This window comes from Mycobacterium colombiense, from assembly GCF_001665835.1.
GTDB classification, from domain to species: domain Bacteria; phylum Actinomycetota; class Actinomycetes; order Mycobacteriales; family Mycobacteriaceae; genus Mycobacterium; species Mycobacterium colombiense_A.
On record NZ_LZSX01000089.1, the window covers coordinates 60,233 to 79,719 of the forward strand.

Annotated in this window: 19 protein-coding genes; 8 read left to right on the forward strand and 11 right to left on the reverse strand. The window is 65.9% G+C overall.

Going from position 1 to position 19,487, the window contains the following annotated elements; genetic code table 11:
- Positions 1-9 precede the first annotated feature (9 nt).
- The 6 genes from A5760_RS22185 to A5760_RS22210 are packed head-to-tail and all read right to left on the reverse strand — an operon-like array spanning position 10 to position 6,821.
- A complete protein-coding gene (locus tag A5760_RS22185) occupies positions 10-1,209 on the reverse strand; it encodes an acyl-CoA dehydrogenase family protein (RefSeq protein WP_064884785.1) in 1,200 nt (399 codons plus the stop codon).
- Positions 1,210-2,256, reverse strand: a complete 1,047-nt coding sequence (locus A5760_RS22190; RefSeq protein WP_064884787.1) for an acyl-CoA dehydrogenase family protein — start codon at positions 2,254-2,256, stop codon at positions 1,210-1,212. It abuts the gene before it with no gap.
- A 2-nt stretch (positions 2,257-2,258) separates the two neighbouring features.
- Complete coding sequence (locus A5760_RS22195) at positions 2,259-3,089, reverse strand: amidohydrolase family protein (RefSeq protein ID WP_064884789.1); 831 nt, start codon at positions 3,087-3,089, stop codon at positions 2,259-2,261.
- Positions 3,086-4,711, reverse strand: a complete 1,626-nt coding sequence (locus A5760_RS22200; protein WP_064884791.1) for an acyl-CoA synthetase — start codon at positions 4,709-4,711, stop codon at positions 3,086-3,088. The genes A5760_RS22195 and A5760_RS22200 overlap by 4 nt, the downstream gene beginning before the upstream one ends.
- Positions 4,712-4,742: 31 nt before the next feature.
- The gene (locus A5760_RS22205; RefSeq protein ID WP_064885047.1) at positions 4,743-5,945 is read right to left on the reverse strand and encodes an amidohydrolase family protein; all 1,203 of its coding nucleotides are present in this window, start codon (positions 5,943-5,945) and stop codon (positions 4,743-4,745) included.
- Between the two features lie 30 nt (positions 5,946-5,975).
- Complete coding sequence (locus tag A5760_RS22210) at positions 5,976-6,821, reverse strand: enoyl-CoA hydratase (protein WP_064884793.1); 846 nt, start codon at positions 6,819-6,821, stop codon at positions 5,976-5,978.
- 343 nt (positions 6,822-7,164) lie between these two features.
- Here A5760_RS22210 and A5760_RS22215 point away from each other — a divergent pair, with 343 nt between their 5' ends.
- Positions 7,165-7,404: a CsbD family protein gene (locus tag A5760_RS22215; RefSeq protein ID WP_064884795.1), complete on the forward strand. Its 240-nt coding sequence runs from the start codon at positions 7,165-7,167 to the stop codon at positions 7,402-7,404.
- 61 nt (positions 7,405-7,465) lie between these two features.
- On the opposite strand, the gene A5760_RS22220 is transcribed toward A5760_RS22215, so the two are convergent.
- Both A5760_RS22220 and A5760_RS22225 read right to left on the reverse strand, forming a co-directional pair.
- Complete coding sequence (locus tag A5760_RS22220; protein WP_064884797.1) at positions 7,466-8,482, reverse strand: dihydrodipicolinate synthase family protein; 1,017 nt, start codon at positions 8,480-8,482, stop codon at positions 7,466-7,468.
- Between the two features lie 43 nt (positions 8,483-8,525).
- Entirely contained in the window at positions 8,526-9,323 is a 798-nt protein-coding gene (locus tag A5760_RS22225) for an SDR family NAD(P)-dependent oxidoreductase (RefSeq protein ID WP_064884799.1), read from the reverse strand.
- A 192-nt stretch (positions 9,324-9,515) separates the two neighbouring features.
- On the opposite strand from A5760_RS22225, the gene A5760_RS22230 reads away from it, so the two are divergent.
- Positions 9,516-10,328, forward strand: coding sequence for a TetR/AcrR family transcriptional regulator (locus A5760_RS22230; RefSeq protein ID WP_064884801.1), 813 nt, complete (start codon positions 9,516-9,518; stop codon positions 10,326-10,328).
- Between the two features lie 18 nt (positions 10,329-10,346).
- Here the strand turns inward: A5760_RS22230 and A5760_RS22235 are convergent, their stop codons facing one another.
- Together A5760_RS22235 and A5760_RS22240 are read right to left on the reverse strand one after the other, a co-directional pair.
- Positions 10,347-11,255, reverse strand: coding sequence for an enoyl-CoA hydratase/isomerase family protein (locus tag A5760_RS22235; protein WP_064884803.1), 909 nt, complete (start codon positions 11,253-11,255; stop codon positions 10,347-10,349).
- Positions 11,252-11,947, reverse strand: coding sequence for a hypothetical protein (locus tag A5760_RS22240; protein ID WP_064884806.1), 696 nt, complete (start codon positions 11,945-11,947; stop codon positions 11,252-11,254). Before A5760_RS22240 ends, A5760_RS22235 begins: the two co-directional genes overlap by 4 nt.
- Before the next feature lie 122 nt (positions 11,948-12,069).
- Here A5760_RS22240 and A5760_RS22245 point away from each other — a divergent pair, with 122 nt between their 5' ends.
- The 6 genes from A5760_RS22245 to A5760_RS22270 are packed head-to-tail and all read left to right on the forward strand — an operon-like array spanning position 12,070 to position 19,071.
- On the forward strand, positions 12,070-12,891 hold the full coding sequence (locus A5760_RS22245; protein ID WP_064885049.1) for an enoyl-CoA hydratase/isomerase family protein: 822 nt from the start codon (positions 12,070-12,072) through the stop codon (positions 12,889-12,891).
- A gap of 15 nt (positions 12,892-12,906) precedes the next feature.
- Complete coding sequence (locus A5760_RS22250; RefSeq protein ID WP_064884808.1) at positions 12,907-13,719, forward strand: enoyl-CoA hydratase/isomerase family protein; 813 nt, start codon at positions 12,907-12,909, stop codon at positions 13,717-13,719.
- A complete protein-coding gene (locus A5760_RS22255) occupies positions 13,710-14,510 on the forward strand; it encodes an enoyl-CoA hydratase/isomerase family protein (protein ID WP_196772169.1) in 801 nt (266 codons plus the stop codon). Before A5760_RS22250 ends, A5760_RS22255 begins: the two co-directional genes overlap by 10 nt.
- The gene (locus tag A5760_RS22260) at positions 14,510-15,979 is read left to right on the forward strand and encodes a class I adenylate-forming enzyme family protein (RefSeq protein ID WP_064884810.1); all 1,470 of its coding nucleotides are present in this window, start codon (positions 14,510-14,512) and stop codon (positions 15,977-15,979) included. The genes A5760_RS22255 and A5760_RS22260 overlap by 1 nt, the downstream gene beginning before the upstream one ends.
- On the forward strand, positions 15,969-17,537 hold the full coding sequence (locus A5760_RS22265) for a class I adenylate-forming enzyme family protein (RefSeq protein WP_064885053.1): 1,569 nt from the start codon (positions 15,969-15,971) through the stop codon (positions 17,535-17,537). The genes A5760_RS22260 and A5760_RS22265 overlap by 11 nt, the downstream gene beginning before the upstream one ends.
- Entirely contained in the window at positions 17,530-19,071 is a 1,542-nt protein-coding gene (locus A5760_RS22270) for a class I adenylate-forming enzyme family protein (protein ID WP_064884812.1), read from the forward strand. The genes A5760_RS22265 and A5760_RS22270 overlap by 8 nt, the downstream gene beginning before the upstream one ends.
- Here A5760_RS22270 and A5760_RS22275 read toward each other — a convergent pair.
- Entirely contained in the window at positions 19,047-19,409 is a 363-nt protein-coding gene (locus tag A5760_RS22275) for a hypothetical protein (RefSeq protein WP_064884813.1), read from the reverse strand. The two genes, A5760_RS22270 and A5760_RS22275, sit on opposite strands and share 25 nt — an antisense overlap.
- Between the last annotated feature and the right edge of the window lie 78 nt (positions 19,410-19,487).

Sequence of the window (19,487 nt, forward strand, 5' to 3'; positions counted from 1 at the left end):
CGGCCGGCGCTAGGAGGCTTTCTTCGCGACCGACGCATATGCCGGCTTGCCCAGGCCAAGCACGTATTGCGCGATCATGTTGCGGAACACCTCGAGCGTGCCGCCGTAAATCCCGACCAGCGGGGCGAACCGGTACACGTACTCCGCGGCCCCGTTGTCGGCGGCGCCGTCGGTGCCGAGCGGCAGCGTGGCGGCTGTGCCGAGGATGTCCATCAGGTCCGGGGAGATGTCACGCATCGTCTGCGCCAGGGCGACACGCCCGAAGATGCTGGGCGCGCTCAGCGACGCTTCCATCCGCGCGGCGCTGCGCCCCAACCGATATGCCACCGCGGCGTCGTCAATCAGCCTGCGCCCGTTGGGATCCCGCTCCGCGACTTTGGCCGCGGCCTTGTCCAGAGCATCGGCCATGAAACCGGCCTGGTGCATCATGATCGACACGTCCTGCAGCCCGTCCGGGGCGGCCGCCACCGCGCCGTGCTCGGTGTTGAGGGGTTCACGCAGCACCGTCCAGCCCGCGTTCACGTCGCCCAGGCGGTATTTGTCGTCGACGCGCACGTCGCTGTAGTAGACGATGTTGGTGCGGTCACCGTCGACGGTGCGGATGCCCTGGATCTCGATGCCCGGGGAGTTCAGCGGGACCAGGAACATGGTCAGGCTCTTGTGCTTCTGGGCGCCCGGATCGGTGTTGGTGATCAGGAAGACGTACTGGCAGTTGTGCGCTCCGGTGGTGAACATCTTGGAGCCGTTGATTACCCAGCTCGATCCATCCGCCTCCCGCACCGCGCGGGTCTTGCAGGTGGCGATGTCGGACCCGCCCTCGGGTTCGGTGTAGCCCAGGCACAGCCGGACGTGCCCGCTGAAGACGCCCGGTAGCACTTCGTCCTGCAGCTCGGCAGAGCCGAATCTCGCGACCGAACGGGCCACCATGGCGGTGGTGCCCCAGGTCACCCAGGGCACGTGCGCGCGCCGCTTCTCCAGCTCCCAGATGCGGCGACGCAACCGGCTGAAGCCGCCGTCGGCCTCCGGCTTCCATTCGCGCTCGAGGTAACCGGCGGCACCCAACGCCAGGTGCACTCCTTCGTCGAAGTTGTCACCCGTTTCCCGGTCCCGGCGCTTGACATCTTCCGTCACATGCGTGCGCAGGAAATCGCACGCTTCGTCGAGGAAGCGCTGATCGTCGTCGGACAGCGTGACCCGTGAGAAATCCACTTAGGCGCCCTTTCCACTTTCACGTGCGGCCACCAGCTCGCCGATGTACTTGGCGCTGGCGCCGGGGTCCCCGCCGGCCAGTGCCCAGCCGCGGGCACGCACCAGGTACGCCGTCGCTGCGGCCTCCGCCGAAACACCAAGTCCACCTTGGATATGCACCGCCATGGTCGCGGCCTTCGTTGCCTCCTCCGCCATGAACACGAACGCCGAGGGCGCCAGCTCCGGTCGCTCCTGCGGCTCGTTGTCCAGGAACCAGGCCGCGCGCCGCGCCAGGTTCCGGCCGCCCTGCACGGTGATCGCGATGTTGGCCAGCGGATGAGAGATGCCCTGCAGCGTCGAGATGGGCACACCCAGCGTGTAGCGGGTCTTGGCGAACTCGGCCGCGATGGTCATCGTCTCCTCCACCAGGCCCACCAGCGCCGAGGCGCTCAGCACCCGCCACTCATCTAGCGCCCGTTGGTATTCCGTCAACGCGTCGGATCCGCTGGCCAGCACGGTGCGGGTGTCGGCGGTCGCCGGATCCACCCAGGCCATCGGCAACCTGCCGATGTTGTCCACCTTGGTCGGGCGCGTCCCGAAGGTCAGCGCGACGACGTCGTCGCCGTCACGAACGATGATCTGGTCGGCGATCGACCCGGTGGGCAGGAGCCGGGCACCGGATGCGCTGTCGTGCTGCGGATCGAATGCGGCGAGTCGCTTGCCGTGGACGACGTCGGGCTCGGCTGCGCCGAGCCGGGCGAGCAGCCGTGCGGTGCAGACCTGGTCGATCCACGGTACCGGCGCCAGTGACCGGCCGATCTCCTCGGCCACCAAGGTCAGGTCGACGATCGTCGCACCGTCTCCGCCCGCGGATTCCGGGACGGCCATGGTCGTTGCACCCATGGCGCACAACCGTTCCCACAGGTTCTTGTCGAAGCCGGTTTCCTCCGCGGCGCGCACGGTTTCGATCGAACAATGCGTCTTGAAGAAATCACGATAGGCGGCCTGCAGCGCCTCGTGATCCGACGTCAGGCTGTAGTCGAGCCTACGTAGTTCATAGCGGTCCATCCTCAGCCTTCCTCCTGGCCACCGAAGAAGAATTCTTGGGCATTGTTGTAGAGATAGTTGTCGAGCACGTCGGCGGGCAGGTCAAGCGCGGCGGCTTCGGGAACGACGCGATGCATTTTGAGCACCGGCCAGTCGGAAGCGAAGATGACCTTGTTCGGCCCGCGGGTCCGCATGTAGTGCAACAGGCTGTCCGGCAACCGCTTTGGCGACCACGCCGACGTCATCAACCGCAAATTGGCGTATTTGATCAACAGCCTGATCGCCACGTCCCACCACGGGTCCGCGCCGTGAATCATGCACAGCTTCAATTCCGGGAATCGCACGCAGACCCGGTCCAGGTGGATCGGATTCTGCACCTCCCCGGGGATGGGCGGCCCGGGAATGCCGGTGTTGATACACAGCGGCAGCTCGAGCTCGGCGCACTTGGTGTACAGCGGGTAATAGACGGCGTCGCTGGGCGGGTACTGACCGTCTCCCCAAAAGCTCGGTCCCACAGCGGCATAGGCGACGGGCAGGTCTTTGACGATGGCGGAAAGTTCGCGCAGGGACGGCATCGGGCGCAGCAGGTTCACCCCACCCATCGCCAGGGCGAAACGTTCCGGCTTCTCCTCGACGAATTTGCGCGCGGTCACCGACGGCTTGGCCAGGTTGTCCATCAGGATCGCCTTGCGCACACCCTGAGCGTCCATCTCCTCGAGCAACTTCGACAACTCGACCGGCGCGAACATCGACTCCGGGCCCTTGAAGTAGTCGTCCCGCACCTTGAGCATCCAGGTCGGCTGCTGCTCGGTCTCGCCGAAGTGCACGTTGACCAGGCAATCGATAGCTTTCATGTCGACATCGGCGCCTTTGCTGTTGCGTGACGTTTCGCCCAACGGTAATCGGCCTTGCCGTTGCCCAACCGCTGGACCTGCTCGACGACGAGGAACTCCTTGGGCGCCTTGAACCGCGCCAGTCGCGACGTGCAGAGCGTGTGCAGCTCCTCGGCGGCCGCTGCGGCGCCATCACGGAGTTCGACGAGGGCGACGACTTCTTCGCCCCAGCGCTCGCTGGGCCGGCCGACCACCAGTGCGTCGGCGATCGCCGGGTGGGCGCGCAGCACCTCTTCGACTTCCTCGACGAAAACCTTTTCGCCGCCGGTGTTGACCACCAGCGAGTCACGGCCGTACAGCCGCAACGCCCCGTCGGGTTCCAGCCCCGCCCGGTCACCGGATATCACCACGCGCTTGCCGTCGATCTCGGGGAAGGTTTTGCGGGTGGCGTCGGGATCATTGAAGTATCCCAACGGTATTCGGCCTTCCCTGGCGACCCAGCCCACCTCGCGCTCGCCGGGGGGAAGGAAGTGACTGTAATCCTCGGACAGCACCAATCCGCCCTCGCGCAGCGTGAAGGTGTCGGCCTGGGTGCCGCGCCGGCTGTGACCGAAGCCCATGTTCCCGGTCTCCGATGAGCCGTAACCGTTGATGAGGGTGATGTGGGGCAGCAACTCCAACAGGGCCTGCTGATACTTCGGATTCGTCGCGGCACCGCCGGTGCCGATGGCGTACAGCGACGACAGCTCGTAGGAACCGCCCTGCAACTGTGCCACCAGCGGTGCGGCGTAGGCGTCCCCGACCATGGTCATCATGCCGACCTTTTCACGCTCGGCCGTCTCCCAGACTACATGCGGGTCAAGCCTTTTCGAAGTGTCGTAGAGCACCACGGGCGTGCCCGCCATGATCGCCGCGAACGCTGTCCACATGCCGGCCGCGTGCATCAGCGGGGAGACGGCGAACCACGGGGCACCGGCGTCACCCCGCACCTTGTCGTGGATCTCCTGGGCGCAGGCGTGGTCCGCGCCCACCATCGACGACACGTAGATGTCGGACTGTCGCCACAGCACGCCCTTGGGCCGGCCGGTCGTGCCGCCGGTGCAGATCATCAGCAGATCATCCGGGGACGCCGTCACGCTCTGGTCGGTATCCCCCTGTGCCAGTGCGTCATCCAACGACACCGCGCCGGGTAGCTCCGGGACCCCGCTGCCGTCGTCGACCGACACCAGCACGTCGACGCCGGCGCCGGTCAGCACGTCGGCGAATTTTGCGCCCAGGGCGCGGTGGTAGATGACCGCTCGAGGCTTCACGTAGTCGAGCAGCTCGCCGACCTCGCGCGGCGCGTAGTAGTAGTTGATGTTCACCGGGACGGTGCGGGCCTTGAGGCAGCCGATGACCATGTCCGGGTACAGGTCGTTGTGCATGACCAGCGCCACCCGGTCCTGCCCGCATTCCCAGTTCTGCAGGGATGCGCGTTCCCGATGCGCCCCTAACCCGTTGCCTGCCAGGAAGTTCGCCAGCCTGCGGGTGCGCTCCGCCGACTCGCGGAACGTGCTGCGGCGGTTGCCGCACACCGTCATCGTCCGGTCTCCGATGACGTCGGCGATTTCGTCGAGAACCGCCCCAATGGTCCATTCGCTCACGGGCGTAGCCGGCCTTGGGTATTCAAGTCGATCAGGCAGCCGAGCCGACTTGGATGCCAAGCAGGTCTAGCGCGTTGTCCCGCATGATCTTTCGAACGTCGGACTCGCTGAAGCCTTTCAGCTCCTCGGCAAACGACAGCGGCGATTCGAGACCCTCTCCGTGCGGCCAGTCGGAACCGAACAGAATCTTGTCGACGCCGATGGCCTCGGCCAGCTCCGGCAGGTCGTCCTCGTAGTAGGGGGCGATCCACACGTTGTTTCGCAGCTGCTCCACCGGGTCTTCGGGGAACCACTGGGGCTGGGTGTTCGCCGCCTTCTTCAGCCGCTTGATCAGCCTGTGCACGAAGTATGAGCCGTTCTCGATGCTGACCGCCTTGAGTTTCGGATGACGGGTGAACACCCCGTGCACGATCATCGAGGCCATCGTGTCGTGGATGGCGCGGTCGTCGAGTAGCACCTGGTCCAGTGGATCTTTCGCGCCGAAGCCCTCGAACGTCGCCTTGCCGCCCCACGCCGCCGCGATGTGCAGATAACCGCTGTCGGACAGGTGGAATCCCACCGGGACCCCCGCCTCGGCCAGCCGGGCCCACACCGGGTCGTGGCTGGGATCGCCCAGCGATCGCGGCTTGACCAGGCCGGGAACCGGCGCCGGACGCACCAGCACCAGCTTGGCGCCGCGCGCCAACACGAACTCGACCTCTTCGACGGCCTTGGCCGGGTCGGCCAGCGAAATGATCGGCGCGGCAATGATTCGGCGATCGGACCGGTCGAAGCCCCAGTCCTCGTCGAGCCACAGATTGAACGCATGCACCGACGCCATCGTCGCCTCGATGTCGTGTTTGAGCGCCTCCTCGACCCCGCACCCGAAGGTCGGCAGCATGAACACCGTCTCGATGTCCTGGGTGTCCATCACCGCGATCCGGGCGTCGCGGTTCTGATACTCGGGATGGTCCGCCAACCGTTCGACCTTCATCAGCGAGGCCGGGTCGACGCCTTCGGGAATCTCGCCGCGGAACAACAGGTCGAGGCAGCCCGGCACGATGATCGGGTCGAAGGTGGGGTTGGGGATGAAGTGGTTGACGCGATCCCCGATCACGGCCCACGTCCGCTTGCCCTCATTGACCATCTGGACGCCGCGCCGTTTGAACTTCTTGTCCAAGTGGCGGGTGAACGAGTCCAGGGGCTCGTAGTAGTGATTGTCAACGTCGATCGCCTGGTAACCCAAGTCAGCCATGATCATCCTTTCCGCCATTGCCGGCGAACACTAAGCGTCGGTCGAATCGAGCGATGGAAATTGCGGCGGCCGCTTCTCGAGAAAACTCGTGATGCCCTCGATCACGTCCGGGCGCGGCATGGCCTCGTGCAACAAAACCTCGGCGAGCGAATTGGCCTGTTCGACGTCGCGGGTCGCGTCGCCGTAAACCTGCCTCTTGATCACCGCCATCGACGCCGGGGAGCAATTCGTTGCGATGTCCTCGGCGTAGTCCAGCGCACGCTTCATCAGACTGTCCGGAGCGACAACCTCTTTCACGAGGCCCAGCTCGGCCGCCTCCTCGGCGAGGAAGGTCCGCCCGCTCAGCAACAGATCGAGAGCCACGCCCCAGTTGGTCAGCCGCGGCAGTATCCAGGAAATCCCGAACTCCGCGATCAGACCGCGGCGCGCGAACACGGCGCCGAACTTCGCGCCGACGGCGGCGAACCGGACATCGCACATCAGCGCCTGGGTCAAGCCGATGCCGACACACGCACCGTTGATGGCCGCGATGACGGGCTTGCGCAGCGTCGTGACGAAGTGGGGCGGGCGCTCCCCGACCAGGTCGGCCAGGTTGGTCTGACCCGCCTTCTCCATCGTCTCGCCGTAGCTGGGTGCTGAACTCGGCGCACCCAAATACGCGCCCGCACAAAACCCCCGGCCCCGGCCGGTCAACACGATGGCCCGGACGGCCGGGTCCTGCTCGGCGCGGTCGATCGCCGCGTAGAACCCGGCGGCGATGTCGGGGCCCCAGGCGTTGAGGCGATCCGGGCGATTGAACGTCAGAATTGCAACACCGGTTTCAGTGGTCTCATACAGCACCGCCTCATCGGTGACCACACGGTCGGCGGCGCTCATCGGACCGTCCCCTCATAGCTGACCAGCAGGCGAGTTTGTACCCATACTGTATACCTATCGGTACTGCATTCCACAACCGGCGCCAGTCGGGTGCGAAACCCCTACTAATCTGCGCTTTCGGGCGCCGAACCGTCGCTCCAGCCACCGGTGGATCGACGGCCCCGCGGGCAACAAATTTGACGGTGCCGTAACCGAACGCCGGCAATTCTTTTTCGGCGGACAAACGCCCGGCGACGTGGCAAGACTTGATTCTTGTGGTGTGGGACACGTTGGAGCCACGTTTGCGTCCCTCGCGCGATCGGGAAACCCATCAGGAGCCAGCCGACAATGGGAGGTAGATGGAATGGTTGACGTCAAGAGCGGCCCGGTCGAACTCGTTCGGGGCATCGTCGAAGATGCCCTCGGCAAGACCAAGCAGGTCATCGGGATCATCATCGGCAACAACGGCCTGATCGAAGAGGGTAAGGCTCAGCAGGACAAGGCGGACGCGCAGCGTAACGCCGGCAAGAAGGAAACCGCCGCTGAGAAAGCCCGCGGCAAGGCCAAGGCCTACGAGGAGCGTGAGCGGGCCGAGCAGAAGTAGACGCCCGGCCAATCGAGCGGGCCCGGTCACTGACCGGGCCCGCTTCGCTGTGTAATCCCTGCTACTGCAACACGGTTTCCAGTAGACCCAGGCGCCGGTAGGCGTTCTCGATCTGGACCTTCGCCTCGTCGGGCAGCTCGGCCTGCGGAGGACGGGAATGCGGATAGGCCCCGATTGGCAGCCCAAGCAGCGATGCGGCGTACTTGAACGCCCCGCCCCAGTGCGTGAAGTAGTCCGCGCGCCCCGGGTAGCAAGTCCACCAGGGTCCGACGTCGAGGTCGAACTGGTCCAGGCCGGACTCGCGGCCGTAATCCATGGCCTCGACGAGTTTGTCGCTCTGAATCAGATCCCAATATTCGGAAAACAATCGCCGCGTGGGCGTTTCGAAAAGGTAACCCGCGGTACCCAGTTGTGCCGGACAGACGATCCCGTCGCGCAGCCAACCGGCCCGGTACACCGTCCTGTCGCATTCCCACACCGCCAGACCTGGCGCCAGCTCATGCAGCATCCGGCTGCTCGCCGGCCGGAAGGCGCCCTCCTTGGTGGCGCACACCGCAAGCACCTCGTTGTAGATCCGGGCGCTCTCGGCCGGTGTCAGCACGTAACCCGACGAGGGCGAATTGAACATGCCCAACGCGATATTCGTGCGCGCCGCCACGTATTTGAAGAAGCGCAGCACGCCGTCGCCGCCGTGCGCCTCCATCATCGGCGTTTGAATGTAGGCGATGTCAGCACCCGCCTCCTGGGCGTGCAGCGTCAAGTCCACACAGTCCTTCGCCGACATGGCCGCCGTGCAGGCCTGCACCACCACGTCGGGATTGATGCTGCGCGCCTCCTCGACCGCCACCTCCAGCAGGCGTTTGCGCTCGTCGAGGGTCAGCGACCAGAACTCGGCGATTCCGCTGGTGCACCACAACATCGGATGCCCGAGATCACCCACGCAGTAGCGCACCAGCGTCCGGTAGGCGTCCCAATCGATGTCATCGCCGTCGGTGCCGCAGAACGGGGTATAGAGGGAGTCACCGATCCCCCGCAATGCGCCGGGCGCCCACGCGCGCGCCTCTGCTGCCGTAGCCATGGTCGACTCCTTTTGTCTGCCAATCGATTTCTTGAACCCGTGGTCAGGTGAAGTCTGAGCCGCCATCGACGTTGATGTTGGCTCCGGTCATGTAGGAGTTGCGTCGCGAGGCCAGGAACGCGGCGACCGGGCCGATTTCGTCCGGCAGGCCCGCACGCGGCATGTGTGCGGGGTGGCCGAAATGCTTGGCGATGGCCTCCATCAGGGCGTAGGGGTCGTTGCCGTCGACCCCCACCGACTTCGCCCAGCCGACCAGGGATTCCGACGCGATGCTGCCGGGCGATACCACGTTGACCAGGATCTCGTCCTTGGCCAGCAGCAGGGACAGGTTTTTCGAAACACTGGTCAGCATCGACTTCGCCGCCGTGTAGGCCGGCAGCATGACGCTTTGCCGCTGAGTCGAGTGCGCCGAGAAGGTGACGATGCGGGCCCATTGCGCCTGGCGCAGCAGCGGAAGCGCGGCACGCACGCAGCGCACCATGCCCAGCACGCCGTCTTCGACGGACTCGCGCCACTGGTCGTCGGTCAGGTCTTCGAACGTGCCCGCGGCGCCCGGCCCCACCGTGATGACCAGAGCGTTGAGTTCGCCGTCCCATCGCTGCGCGAGCCCGCCGAACACCGCGCCGACCGCATCGTCGTCCCCGATGTCGGCGGTCAGTCCGATCGCGTCCGGGCTGCCGCGTTGGGTGAGATCGGTCACCGCCGCATCGAGGGCATCTCGGCTACGCCCGACCACCGCCACCCGGGCGCCTTCGTCGGCGAAGCAGCGTGCCGTCGCCAATCCCATACCGCGGCTACCGCCGACTACCACCGCAGTGGCATTCGCCAGCCCTAGATCCATCGCTTAATCCGTAGCTCTAGTCCGGTCATTTTCGCCTGTCCAGCCGGTTTACCAAAAAGCCTACGATAGGTATTACAGTAGCAGAGGAAGAATGCGACACGACGGCGTATACGCAGGTCAGATCAGAAGTGCCGGTAAATTCGATATTACCGGCAGCACGGCTGCCAGACCGCATGCACGAAACAGATTTTGATGGAGGTGCCCGTAGTGGCAAAACAGGCAACCGCCGATAAGCGCCAGCGACGGGAACGCGGATCCATCAATCCCGATGACATCATCAGCGGCGCATTCGAACTCGCGGAGCAGGTGTCGATCGACAACCTGAGCATGCCGCTGCTCGGCAAACATCTCGGTGTCGGTGTGACGAGCATCTACTGGTACTTCCGCAAGAAGGACGACCTGCTCAACGCGATGACCGACCGCGCCCTGAGCAAGTACGTGTTCGCCACTCCCTATGTCGAGGCCAGTGATTGGCGCGAAACGTTGGCCAACCACGCGCGGTTGATGCGTAAGACGTTCATGGGGAACCCAATTCTGTGCGACCTGATTCTGATTCGGGCGGCCCTTTCCCCGAAGGCGGCGCGGATGGGCGCTCAGGAGATGGAAAAGGCGGTCTCCAATCTGGTGCAGGCCGGCCTGTCACCGGAGGATGCGTTCGACACCTATTCGGCGATTTCGGTTCACGTCCGCGGATCGGTGGTGCTGCAACGGCTCTACGAAAAGAACCAGTCGTCGGACGTCGGCCCCCGCGCCATCGAGGACGCCGTGACGATCGACCCGGAAAAGACCCCGCTCCTGGCTCAGGTGACCCGGATAGGTCACCGCATCGGCGCTCCGGATGAAACCAATTTCGAGTACGGCCTGACCTGCATTCTCGACCACGCCAGCCGGCTGATCGACGAGAGCAATGGGTCGAAGGGCAGCAAGGCTGCGCCGTCACGCCAGCGCAAGCCGGCCAAGTCGGCTACGACCGGGAGCCGGGCCAAGGCGGCAGCGTCCCGCTAACCTGGCCCGAACCGCTTGTCAGTCTTCGGGTTCCGGTACGTGGAAGTGCTCGTCGCGTAACCGAAACGCTTCCCTGGCGCCGTGCTGCGCACGGGTTTTGACGAAGTTGAATTCGTCTGGCCCGAATTGCAGATTGGTGCCGAAGGCGTGGAACAGATAGCTGGCGACCTCTTCGCCCTGGTACGCCTGGCTCTGTTCGACCAGCCGGAATGCCTCCTTGGCGATCACGACCCCGTCGGCGGGCATCTTCGCCGCCTTTTCGGCCCAATATCGCGCCCGGGCCGTCACCGCGCCGGGCGCGCAGGTGTCGGTGAAGATTCCAAGGTGTTCGATCTCAGCTGCCTCGATGATGTCGCCGGTCAGCAGCAGTCGCCGGGCCAGCACAGGCCCGAGCCGGTGAAAGAACATGTGCAGGCTGCCGAGCGCGGGCCCGAGGAAACGGGTTGCCGGCATGCCGATCCTGGTGTCGCGCGCGATGACCGAGATGTCGGTCATCAACGCCATCTCGAAGCCGCCGCCGAGGGCGTAGCCGGCGATCTCCCCCACCGTCACCTTCGGGAAGCCCATGAAATTGTGATAAAAGCCAAAAGACTTGCGGTCCACGGTAAGTCGCCGGCGCTGGCTGGGGCGTCGGTTGGCCGCCCGGTCGTCGCCGGCCGCCTGGTTCTGTGGCGCGGACGAGCCATACCAGCCGTAGGCGTTGTTCATGTCGGCTCCGGTGGAAAAGACCCCCTCGGCACCGCGCAGCAACACCACCGTCAGGTCGTCGTCCTCGGCCACCCGGTCCAGACAACGGGCGACGGCCTCACGCATCGACGCGTCATAAGAGTTCCGTTGCTTGGGATTGTTCAGCGTGATGGTCGCGATTCGCCGATCGGGATCGACGTCGAAGAGCACGCGATCGTCTGAGGTGCTCGAGGCGGTCATGTATCGGACTCCTTTCGGCGCCTGCCGAATCGCGATCCGGCAAGCTTCTCCGGCCGTGACGCCAACGTGTTGACCTCGCCGGTAGACAGGACTTCGTCGTCGAGCAGCAGCCGCCCGGTCGACGTGATGCCGCGCTCACCCTCGGAGCGGGCGATGTCGAATCGCAGCTCCGTCAGCACCGGTGTCGGCCGGCGGAAGGTCACGACCAGAGATCGGGTTTTGCCGGACAGGCCGGTGACGCAGTTGTGGTGCTGAATGACGCAGTCGAAGAAGACGCCCAGGAATCCGCCGTGCACCAGTCCCGGCGGACCCTCGTACACCAGCGGGAACTCGACACTGCCCGTTGCATTCTCGGCATCAAGTCGGTCGAACCGGTATTCGGGAAAGCACGGATTGTACGCACCGATATCGGTTGCGTGGTTGAGGTAGACGCGGCGAGGATCGTCGGGCAGTTCGCCGATGCGCGGCGCATTGTCCGTCGGCGCCGCGGCCGACAGTTCGCCCTCCCACTCGGCGAACTTCTGCAGCATGGCGTCGACCGCCCGGTGCGGGTGCTCGAGGGAGACCAGCAGCGAGCTCAGGCGCCGCATGGCGGCAGCTGCGGCGACGGTCTGGGCAAGCGGCGCCTCGCCGAATCTGGCGTCGCCGTTGCTCGCCGACGCGGGCGCGGCATGCCCCTCCGACAAAGCCATGGTTCCCTCTTTCACCCCGAGTTGTTTCGCAGGCAGCGTATCCTTGCTAACTTATACAGCGTATCAATCGTATTGCCTACTGTATGGGTAACCGTATCGGCGAAGAAAGGCCGGATTCGACGGTGAGTCAGGGGGCCGACACGGCCGGTGCCGAGGGTTCGGTAACAGTGCACCGCGACGGTGCGGTGTTACTGGTGACGATCGACCGCCCATCCCGGCGTAATTCGTTGACCCAGTTGATGATCGGGACTTTGGTCGAAACGCTGACCGATGCCGCCGCCGACGATTCGCTGCGGGCCGTCCACATCCGCGGTGCGGGTGACGACTTCTGCGCCGGCGCCGACTGGGTGGCCGCCAACAATCCGGGCGGGCAACGTCCACGCACCGGTGATCTGGTGCGACGGATCCCCCACGCCGCTCACCGGGTGATCGAGCTCGTCGCGACCATCCAGCTGCCGGTGGTGTGCAGCGTGCGGGGCTGGGCCGTGGGATTCGGCTGCAACCTCGCGCTGGCCGCCGACTTCACCGTGGCCGCCGACGATGCGGTGTTCTGGGAACCCTTCATCGACCGCGGGTTCAGCCCGGATTCCGGATCCACCTGGCTGCTGCCCCGGCTGGCCGGCCTGGCGCGGGCCAAACGCATGCTGCTGCTCGGCGAGAAGGTGAGCGCGCCGGACGCGGCCGATTGGGGATTGATTCACCAGACCGTAGGCGGCCCCGACCTCGACCACGCCGCCGAGGAGCTGGTGCGCCGACTGGCCGCCGGGCCGACGGCCGCGATCGGCCTGGCCAAACAGGCCCTGAACTTCGGCCAGCATGCAACGCTGAGCCAATCACTGACCCAGGAGCTGTTCAACCTGGAATTGTCTTGCCGAACAAGTGATTTCAAGGAGGGCCTGGAGGCCTTCCGGCGGCGACGCCCACCGAAGTTCGATGGCCGATGATCGAAGGGATGATCAATGCCCACTGATTCGTTCGACACGATCAAGTACGAAGTCGACGGGCACACCGCGACCGTCACCCTGAACCGCCCGGATGCCCTCAATGCGCTCAGCCCGCACATGATCACCGAGCTGCGAGCGGCCTACGATGAAGCCGAAAACGACGACAACGTATGGCTGACCATCGTGACCGGCACCGGCCGCGCGTTCTGCACCGGCGCCGACGTCAAAGAGATTCCCGAAGACGGCAAGGTGATCTACGAGCGGCCGTACCTGTCGACGTACGACCAGTGGGAGGCGCCGCAGGAGGGCACGCCGCCGTTTCGCACCATGGCCAAGCCCGTGCTGACCGCGGTGAACGGAATCTGCTGTGGCGCCGGGATGGACTGGGTCACGACGACCGACATCGTCATCGCTTCCGCGCAGGCGACCTTCTTCGATCCGCACGTCAGCATCGGGCTGGTGGCCGGCCGGGAGCTGGTGCGGGTGTCTCGGGTGTTGCCCCGCTCGATCGCGCTGCGAATGGCGTTGATGGGCAAGCACGAGCGGATGAGCGCACAACGCGCCTACGAGCTCGGGCTGATCAGCGAGATCGTCGAGCACGATAACCTGCTGGAGCGGGCTCACGAGATCGCCGACATCGTCAATTCCAATGCGCCGCTGGCTGTTCGGGGGACCCGACTGGCAATTCTCAAGGGCCTGAACGTGCCACTGCACGAGGCGGAGATACTCGCCGAAACCTTCCGCGAACGCGTGCTGCGCACCGAGGACGCGGCCGAAGGCCCCAGGGCGTTCGTCGAGAAACGCAAACCGAATTGGCAATGCCGATGACCTTCGAAACCATTCTGCTCGACGTCGACGCGGACAGCCGCGTCGCCACCATCACGCTGAATCGGCCCGATCAGCTGAACGCGTTCAACCGCACCATGTGCGAGGAGATGGCCCGCGCCTGGCGCACGGTCAAACTCGACGAGTCGGTGCATGCGGTGGTGCTGCGCGCGGCCGGCGACCGGGCGTTCAGCGCCGGGCTTGACATCAAGACGCCCTACGGCCAGCCCGAAAACATCTGGAACCACGAGGATCCCGGGGAGCTGCTGAGCCCCAAGTGGCAGAAGATGTGGAAGCCCGTGGTGTGCGCGGTCCAGGGCATGTGCACCGCGGGCGCGTTCTACTTCGTCAACGAATCCGACGTGGTCATCTGCGCAGAAAACGCCACGTTCTTCGACTCTCACGTGTCGGCGGGCCTGGTCTGCGCATTGGAGCCGGTCGGCCTGATGCGGCGGATCGGCCTGGGTGAAACTTTGCGCATCGCCCTGATGGGCAACGACGAACGGGTCAGCGCCGACACGGCGCTGCGGATCGGACTGGTCTCCGAGGTCGTCGCCGCCGACCAGCTGTGGGATCGCGCCCACGAGATCGCGGCGTCCATCGCCGCCAAGCCGCCGACCGCGACCGCGGGCACCGTCAAAGCGATTTGGGAGTCGCTGGACAAGCCCTACCGCGCCGCGATGGAGCAGAACCTGATCTACACCCGGCTGGGCAATCCGCTGGGCAGCGCCGAGCTGGCCGCTCAAAGCGATTCCCAAGCCCGGGGCTCCGCGCGCAAACCGAAGATTCGCTGATGCCGCGTAACCCGCTGGTTCAACGCATCGCCGACGTGCTCGACCTGGAGCCGGACGCGCACGCCATCGAGTATGGCGGCCAATGGATCTCCTGGGCTCGGCTCGCCGCATCGGCACAACGCATCGCCGACGTGACCGCCGGAGCCGAGGTCGGGATGCTGTTGCGCAACCGGCCGGGACACGTGGCCGCGTTTCTGGGCGTGCTGCTGGGCGGCGGCACGGTCGTGGTCATCAACCCCTCTCGCGGTGACGAGCGCACCAAGACCGACATCGCGAGACTGCAGCTTCCCGTGATCGTCGGCGAGAGTGACGATCTGACGACGCTGGTCGCCGCGGGCACGCCGGCGGTCGCGATTTCGGGCCTGCTGGATGACGCCGACGTGTCCGCGCCCCCAGCAGGCGACGCCGCTTCGCCATCCGGTGTCGCGGTGCGCATGCTGACCAGCGGCACGACGGGCCCGCCCAAGCGAATCGATCTGGGCTACGACATGCTGGCGCGCAGCGTGATGGGGCCGGATCCCGATCAGGCGGCGCCGCCGCAAGAGTTGCGCCGCGGCGTCGCGATCGTGAACTCGCCGCTGGTGCATATCGGCGGGGTATTCCGGGTGCTGCAATGCATCGCCGAGGCGCGACCATTCGTGCTGCTGGAACGATTCGAACTCAACGCTTGGGCCGAGGCGGTGCGCAAGCATCGGCCCCGCGCGGCGTCGCTGGTACCGGCCGCACTGCGCACCGTCTTGCACTCCGATGTTCCGCGCGCCGACTTGGAAAGCCTGCGGGCCGTCACCTGCGGGACGGCGCCGCTGTCGGCCGAGGATGCCGACGCCTTCACCGAGAAGTACGGCATCCCGGTGTTGACCTCCTATGCGGCAACTGAATTCGGCGGTGGTGTGGCGGGTTGGACCCTTCCCGATTACCAGCGGTACTGGCACGCCAAACGGGGCAGTGTCGGGCGGGCCAATCCGGGCGCTCAGCTCAGGGTGGTCGCCGAGGACGGAACCCCCTTGGGCCCAGACGAAGTCGGCCTGCTGGAGGTCAAGCCAGGCCAACTGGGACCTGCCGCGGAATGGATGAGGACCACGGATATGGCCCGGATCGACGCCGATGGGTTTCTCTGGATCGTCGGCCGCGCCGACCAGGCGATCATCCGCGGCGGTTTCAAGGTGATGCCCGACGACGTCCGCATCGCACTGGAGAGCCACCCCGCCGTGGCCGGTGCGGCCGTGATCGCCCGACCCGATGAGCGCCTCGGCGAGACACCGGTCGCCATGGTTGAGCTACGCGAACGGGCCGACGCCGACGCCGACGCGCTGGTGGGGTATCTGCGCGAGCGGCTGGCGCGCTACGAGATACCCACTGAAATCGCGATCGTCGACACCATCCCCCGAACGCCTTCGGGAAAGGCCGATCTCGGTGCGATTCGGGGCTTCTTCCGTGAGCCCGCGGTGCCGCGCGACCATGCCCGTTGATCCATTGACGGTCGCCGAGCTTCTGCGACGGCAAGCCCGTTTACGCCGCGATCACCCGCTTCTGGTCAGCGATGCCGACCGGATCAGCTACGCCGAGGCCGACGCCCGGTCGGCGGGACTCGCGCGCGGTCTGATCGGCCTGGGCGCCGGCAAGGGAACCCATGTGGGGCTGCTCTATCCGAACGGACCCGAGTTCGTCGTCGGGATGCTGGCCGCGGCGCGAATCGGTGCGGTGGCGGTCCCGTTCTCCACCTTCGTCACCGCCCGTGAGCTGCGCGAGCAACTGGTCGACAGCGACGTGGGAATCCTGTTGACTGCCGCATCGTTTCGCTCTCACGATTACGTGCAGCGACTGACCGAGATCTTCTCCGGTGCCGATCTCGGTTCCCGGTTGATGTGTGCCGCAGCACCACAGCTGCGCCACGTGGCGATCACTCATGAGCCGGTGTACCGGCTGGCCGATACCGTCGATCAGGCACTGCTGACGGCGCTCGAAGCTGATGTCGCGGAAGGTGATCCGCTGGCGATCGTGTACACGTCGGGATCCACCAGCGCCCCCAAGGGAGTGGTGCACACGCACGGCAGTCTGCTCGCGCATCAACGGAACCTCAATGGAATCCGGGGTTTGACGGCCGACGACAGGCTGTTCTGCAATTCGCCGTTCTTCTGGATCGGCGGGCTCGCGTTCGGCCTGCTCGCGAGTTTGATGGCCGGATCGACCTTGGTGTGTTCCAACGCCAGCGATGCGGGGGCGACGCTTGACTTGCTAGAAGCCGAAAAGCCCACCGTCACCAACGGATTCGCGGCAGGAATCGCCCACCTGGCCGACCACCCGAGCTTCCCCCGACGCGACCTGTCGTCGATGCGGCGCGGCAACCTGTACCCGATCATGGCTCCCGGCGCCCGCCCGGCCGACCCGGAACTGCGGCACAACATGTTGGGCATGACCGAGGCCGGCAGCGTCGTGCTGATCGATGAAGACGAATCCGACCAACCCGAACACCGGCGCGGCTCGTTCGGCAAGCCGGCAGCGGGATTCGAGACCAAGGTCATCGATCCCGACACTGTGAACACCGTGCCCGTCGGCGAGGCCGGCGAACTGTGCCTCCGCGGGCCGTACCTGATGCAGCACTACCACAAGCGCAGCCGGGAAGAGTGTTTCGATGCCGACGGCTGGTTCCACAGCGGCGATCTGGTGCGCATCGATGCCGACGGATTCGTCTATTTCGTCGGCCGACGCAACGCGATGATCAAAACGGCGGGCGCCAATGTCTCGGCGGCTGAGGTGGAAAAGACCATCAGCAGGGTCACCGACGGGGCGCCGGCTTATGTGATCGGCATTCCCGACGCCCGGCGCGGGCAGGTCGTCGCCGCGGTGGTTGTCCAGCCGGACGGTGCCGCGGCTTTCGACGAAGCCGCACTGGTCGCGCTGCTCAAAACGGAACTGTCCGCCTACAAGATTCCCAAGCGGTTCATCGCCCTACGTGGCGCCGAGGTTCCGCTGCTGTCCAGTGGCAAGGTCGACACGCGGCGACTCAGAGAGCTCTTCGATGTCTAGCACCATCGACCAGCTGGTGCGGTTGCGGGCAGGTCACGACGGTGACACGCCGATGGTGATCGATCCCACCTTCCGGATCACTTACCGCGAACTCGACTCCACCACAATGGATCTGGCCGCCGCCTTTATCGAGGCCGGCGTGGGCAAGGGCACCCGGGTGGGACTCATCATGCCCAACAGCACGCGCTGGGTGCAGGTCGCCATCGCCCTGACCCGTATCGGCGCGGTGCTGGTACCACTGAGCACCCTGTTGACGGCCGCAGAGCTGGCCGCGCAACTGCGGGCGGCCGCGGTGCAGTTCGTGGTCAGCGTCGAGGAATTCCGCGGCCACCGCTACCTCGACGACCTCGCGACGATGCGGGGAACCGAACTTCCTGCATTACGGCAGGTTTGGCCGGTCGACCGACTCGACAACGCCGTCGCGGGCGAACAGGCCCGCAACATCGTCGACCCCATGACGGCGACGGTCACCCCGGCCGACCCGTTGGTGATCATGTTCACCTCGGGCAGCAGCGGATCGCCCAAGGGGGTCATCCACTCGCACGGCAACGCGTTGGGCGCCGTCCGGTCGGGCCTTGCGGCGCGGTGCATCACCGCCGAGACCCGCCTGTACCTGCCGATGCCGTTCTTCTGGGTGGGCGGCTTCGGCAGCGGAATTCTCTCGGCCCTGCTGGCCGGCGCCACCCTGGTGACCGAAGAAATCCCCCGACCAGAGACGACCCTGAAACTGCTGGAAGACGAACGGGTCACGCTGTTTCGGGGCTGGCCGGACCAGGCCGAGACATTGGCACGGCACGCCGGCGAGGCCGGCGCCGACCTGTCGGCGCTACAGGCGGGGAGCCTGCAGGCCCTGCTACCGCCGGAGCAGCGCGCCCAGCCCGGCGCGCGCGCCACGTTGTTCGGCATGACCGAGGCCTTCGGCCCGTACTGCGGTTACCCCGCCGATACCGACATGCCCGCCTCGGCGTGGGGCAGCTGCGGAAAACCGTTCCCCGGCATGGAGGTCCGCATCGTCGACACCGACAGCGGCGCGCCCGTCGCGGCGGGCGCCACCGGCATGATCCACATCCGTGGACCGCACACGCTGCGCGGCATCTGCGGGCGCACCCGCGAGGAGCTGTTCACCGCCGACGGCTTCTACCCCACCGGTGACCTCGGCCACCTCGACCACGATGGATTCCTGTTCTACCACGGGCGATCCGACGACATGTTCAAAGTCAGCGGCGCGACCGTCTACCCCAGCGAAGTCGAGAGCGCCCTGCGCGCAATCGAAGGTGTCGACAACGCCTTCGTCACCAATGTTCCGGGCGCTGCGGGCAATCGGGTGGGCGCGGCGGTGGTGTGCCGTGCGCTGAGTGCCGAGCAGCTGCGCGGCTCCGCCCGAGCTCTGCTGAGCGCCTTCAAGGTCCCGACGGTGTGGGTGCTGCTGGATTCCGACGACGACGTTCCGCGTGGCGGCACCGGAAAGGTCGACACCCGTCGGCTGCGCGAGATGTTGTCAGACCAGGCTCAGGGGACCCGCGTCCAGGGCTGACAGTTCTGCGACTCGAAGGCCTGCACCGAAGAGTTGATGTTGGCGAACATCGGGCCGATCGAGGTATTCGTTTGCAGTACATGGTCCTTGTTCGCATCCGGCGTGCTGTAGGTGAACCACGAGCACATCGAGTCCTGGGTCGGCACGTTGTTGATCCACACTCCGAACGCCGACCCCGACCCACTCGTGTGGTAGAGGCCCGGCACGATGTCAGGCCCGACGACGAAGACACCGTTGCCGGGGATGGGGTCGAGCAGATCGGCATGAGCCGGTGCCGCGAACGCGATTGCCGAAACGCAGGCTACGAAAACTGCCGATGCGCGAAGCGGTGGGGACATACTTCCTCGCTCTGCTCGGTTGGCCCCCTTGCGTTGCAGCGTATGCCTCGGTGCGCGCACGCAACAAGAGTTGCCGCC

What these genes read in the sequence shown, in the direction of transcription:
- A5760_RS22190 (WP_064884787.1), bottom strand. Translation starts at nt 2,256, where the DNA reads ATGGACCGCTATGAACTACGTAGGCTCGACTACAGCCTGACGTCGGAT.
- A5760_RS22195 (WP_064884789.1), bottom strand. Translation starts at nt 3,089, where the DNA reads ATGAAAGCTATCGATTGCCTGGTCAACGTGCACTTCGGCGAGACCGAG.
- A5760_RS22205 (WP_064885047.1), bottom strand. Translation starts at nt 5,945, where the DNA reads ATGGCTGACTTGGGTTACCAGGCGATCGACGTTGACAATCACTACTAC.
- A5760_RS22210 (WP_064884793.1), bottom strand. Translation starts at nt 6,821, where the DNA reads ATGAGCGCCGCCGACCGTGTGGTCACCGATGAGGCGGTGCTGTATGAG.
- A5760_RS22215 (WP_064884795.1), top strand. Translation starts at nt 7,165, where the DNA reads ATGGTTGACGTCAAGAGCGGCCCGGTCGAACTCGTTCGGGGCATCGTC.
- A5760_RS22220 (WP_064884797.1), bottom strand. Translation starts at nt 8,482, where the DNA reads ATGGCTACGGCAGCAGAGGCGCGCGCGTGGGCGCCCGGCGCATTGCGG.
- A5760_RS22225 (WP_064884799.1), bottom strand. Translation starts at nt 9,323, where the DNA reads ATGGATCTAGGGCTGGCGAATGCCACTGCGGTGGTAGTCGGCGGTAGC.
- A5760_RS22230 (WP_064884801.1), top strand. Translation starts at nt 9,516, where the DNA reads ATGGAGGTGCCCGTAGTGGCAAAACAGGCAACCGCCGATAAGCGCCAG.
- A5760_RS22235 (WP_064884803.1), bottom strand. Translation starts at nt 11,255, where the DNA reads ATGACCGCCTCGAGCACCTCAGACGATCGCGTGCTCTTCGACGTCGAT.
- A5760_RS22240 (WP_064884806.1), bottom strand. Translation starts at nt 11,947, where the DNA reads ATGGCTTTGTCGGAGGGGCATGCCGCGCCCGCGTCGGCGAGCAACGGC.
- A5760_RS22250 (WP_064884808.1), top strand. Translation starts at nt 12,907, where the DNA reads ATGCCCACTGATTCGTTCGACACGATCAAGTACGAAGTCGACGGGCAC.
- A5760_RS22255 (WP_196772169.1), top strand. Translation starts at nt 13,710, where the DNA reads ATGCCGATGACCTTCGAAACCATTCTGCTCGACGTCGACGCGGACAGC.
- A5760_RS22260 (WP_064884810.1), top strand. Translation starts at nt 14,510, where the DNA reads ATGCCGCGTAACCCGCTGGTTCAACGCATCGCCGACGTGCTCGACCTG.
- A5760_RS22265 (WP_064885053.1), top strand. Translation starts at nt 15,969, where the DNA reads ATGCCCGTTGATCCATTGACGGTCGCCGAGCTTCTGCGACGGCAAGCC.
- A5760_RS22270 (WP_064884812.1), top strand. Translation starts at nt 17,530, where the DNA reads ATGTCTAGCACCATCGACCAGCTGGTGCGGTTGCGGGCAGGTCACGAC.
- A5760_RS22275 (WP_064884813.1), bottom strand. Translation starts at nt 19,409, where the DNA reads ATGTCCCCACCGCTTCGCGCATCGGCAGTTTTCGTAGCCTGCGTTTCG.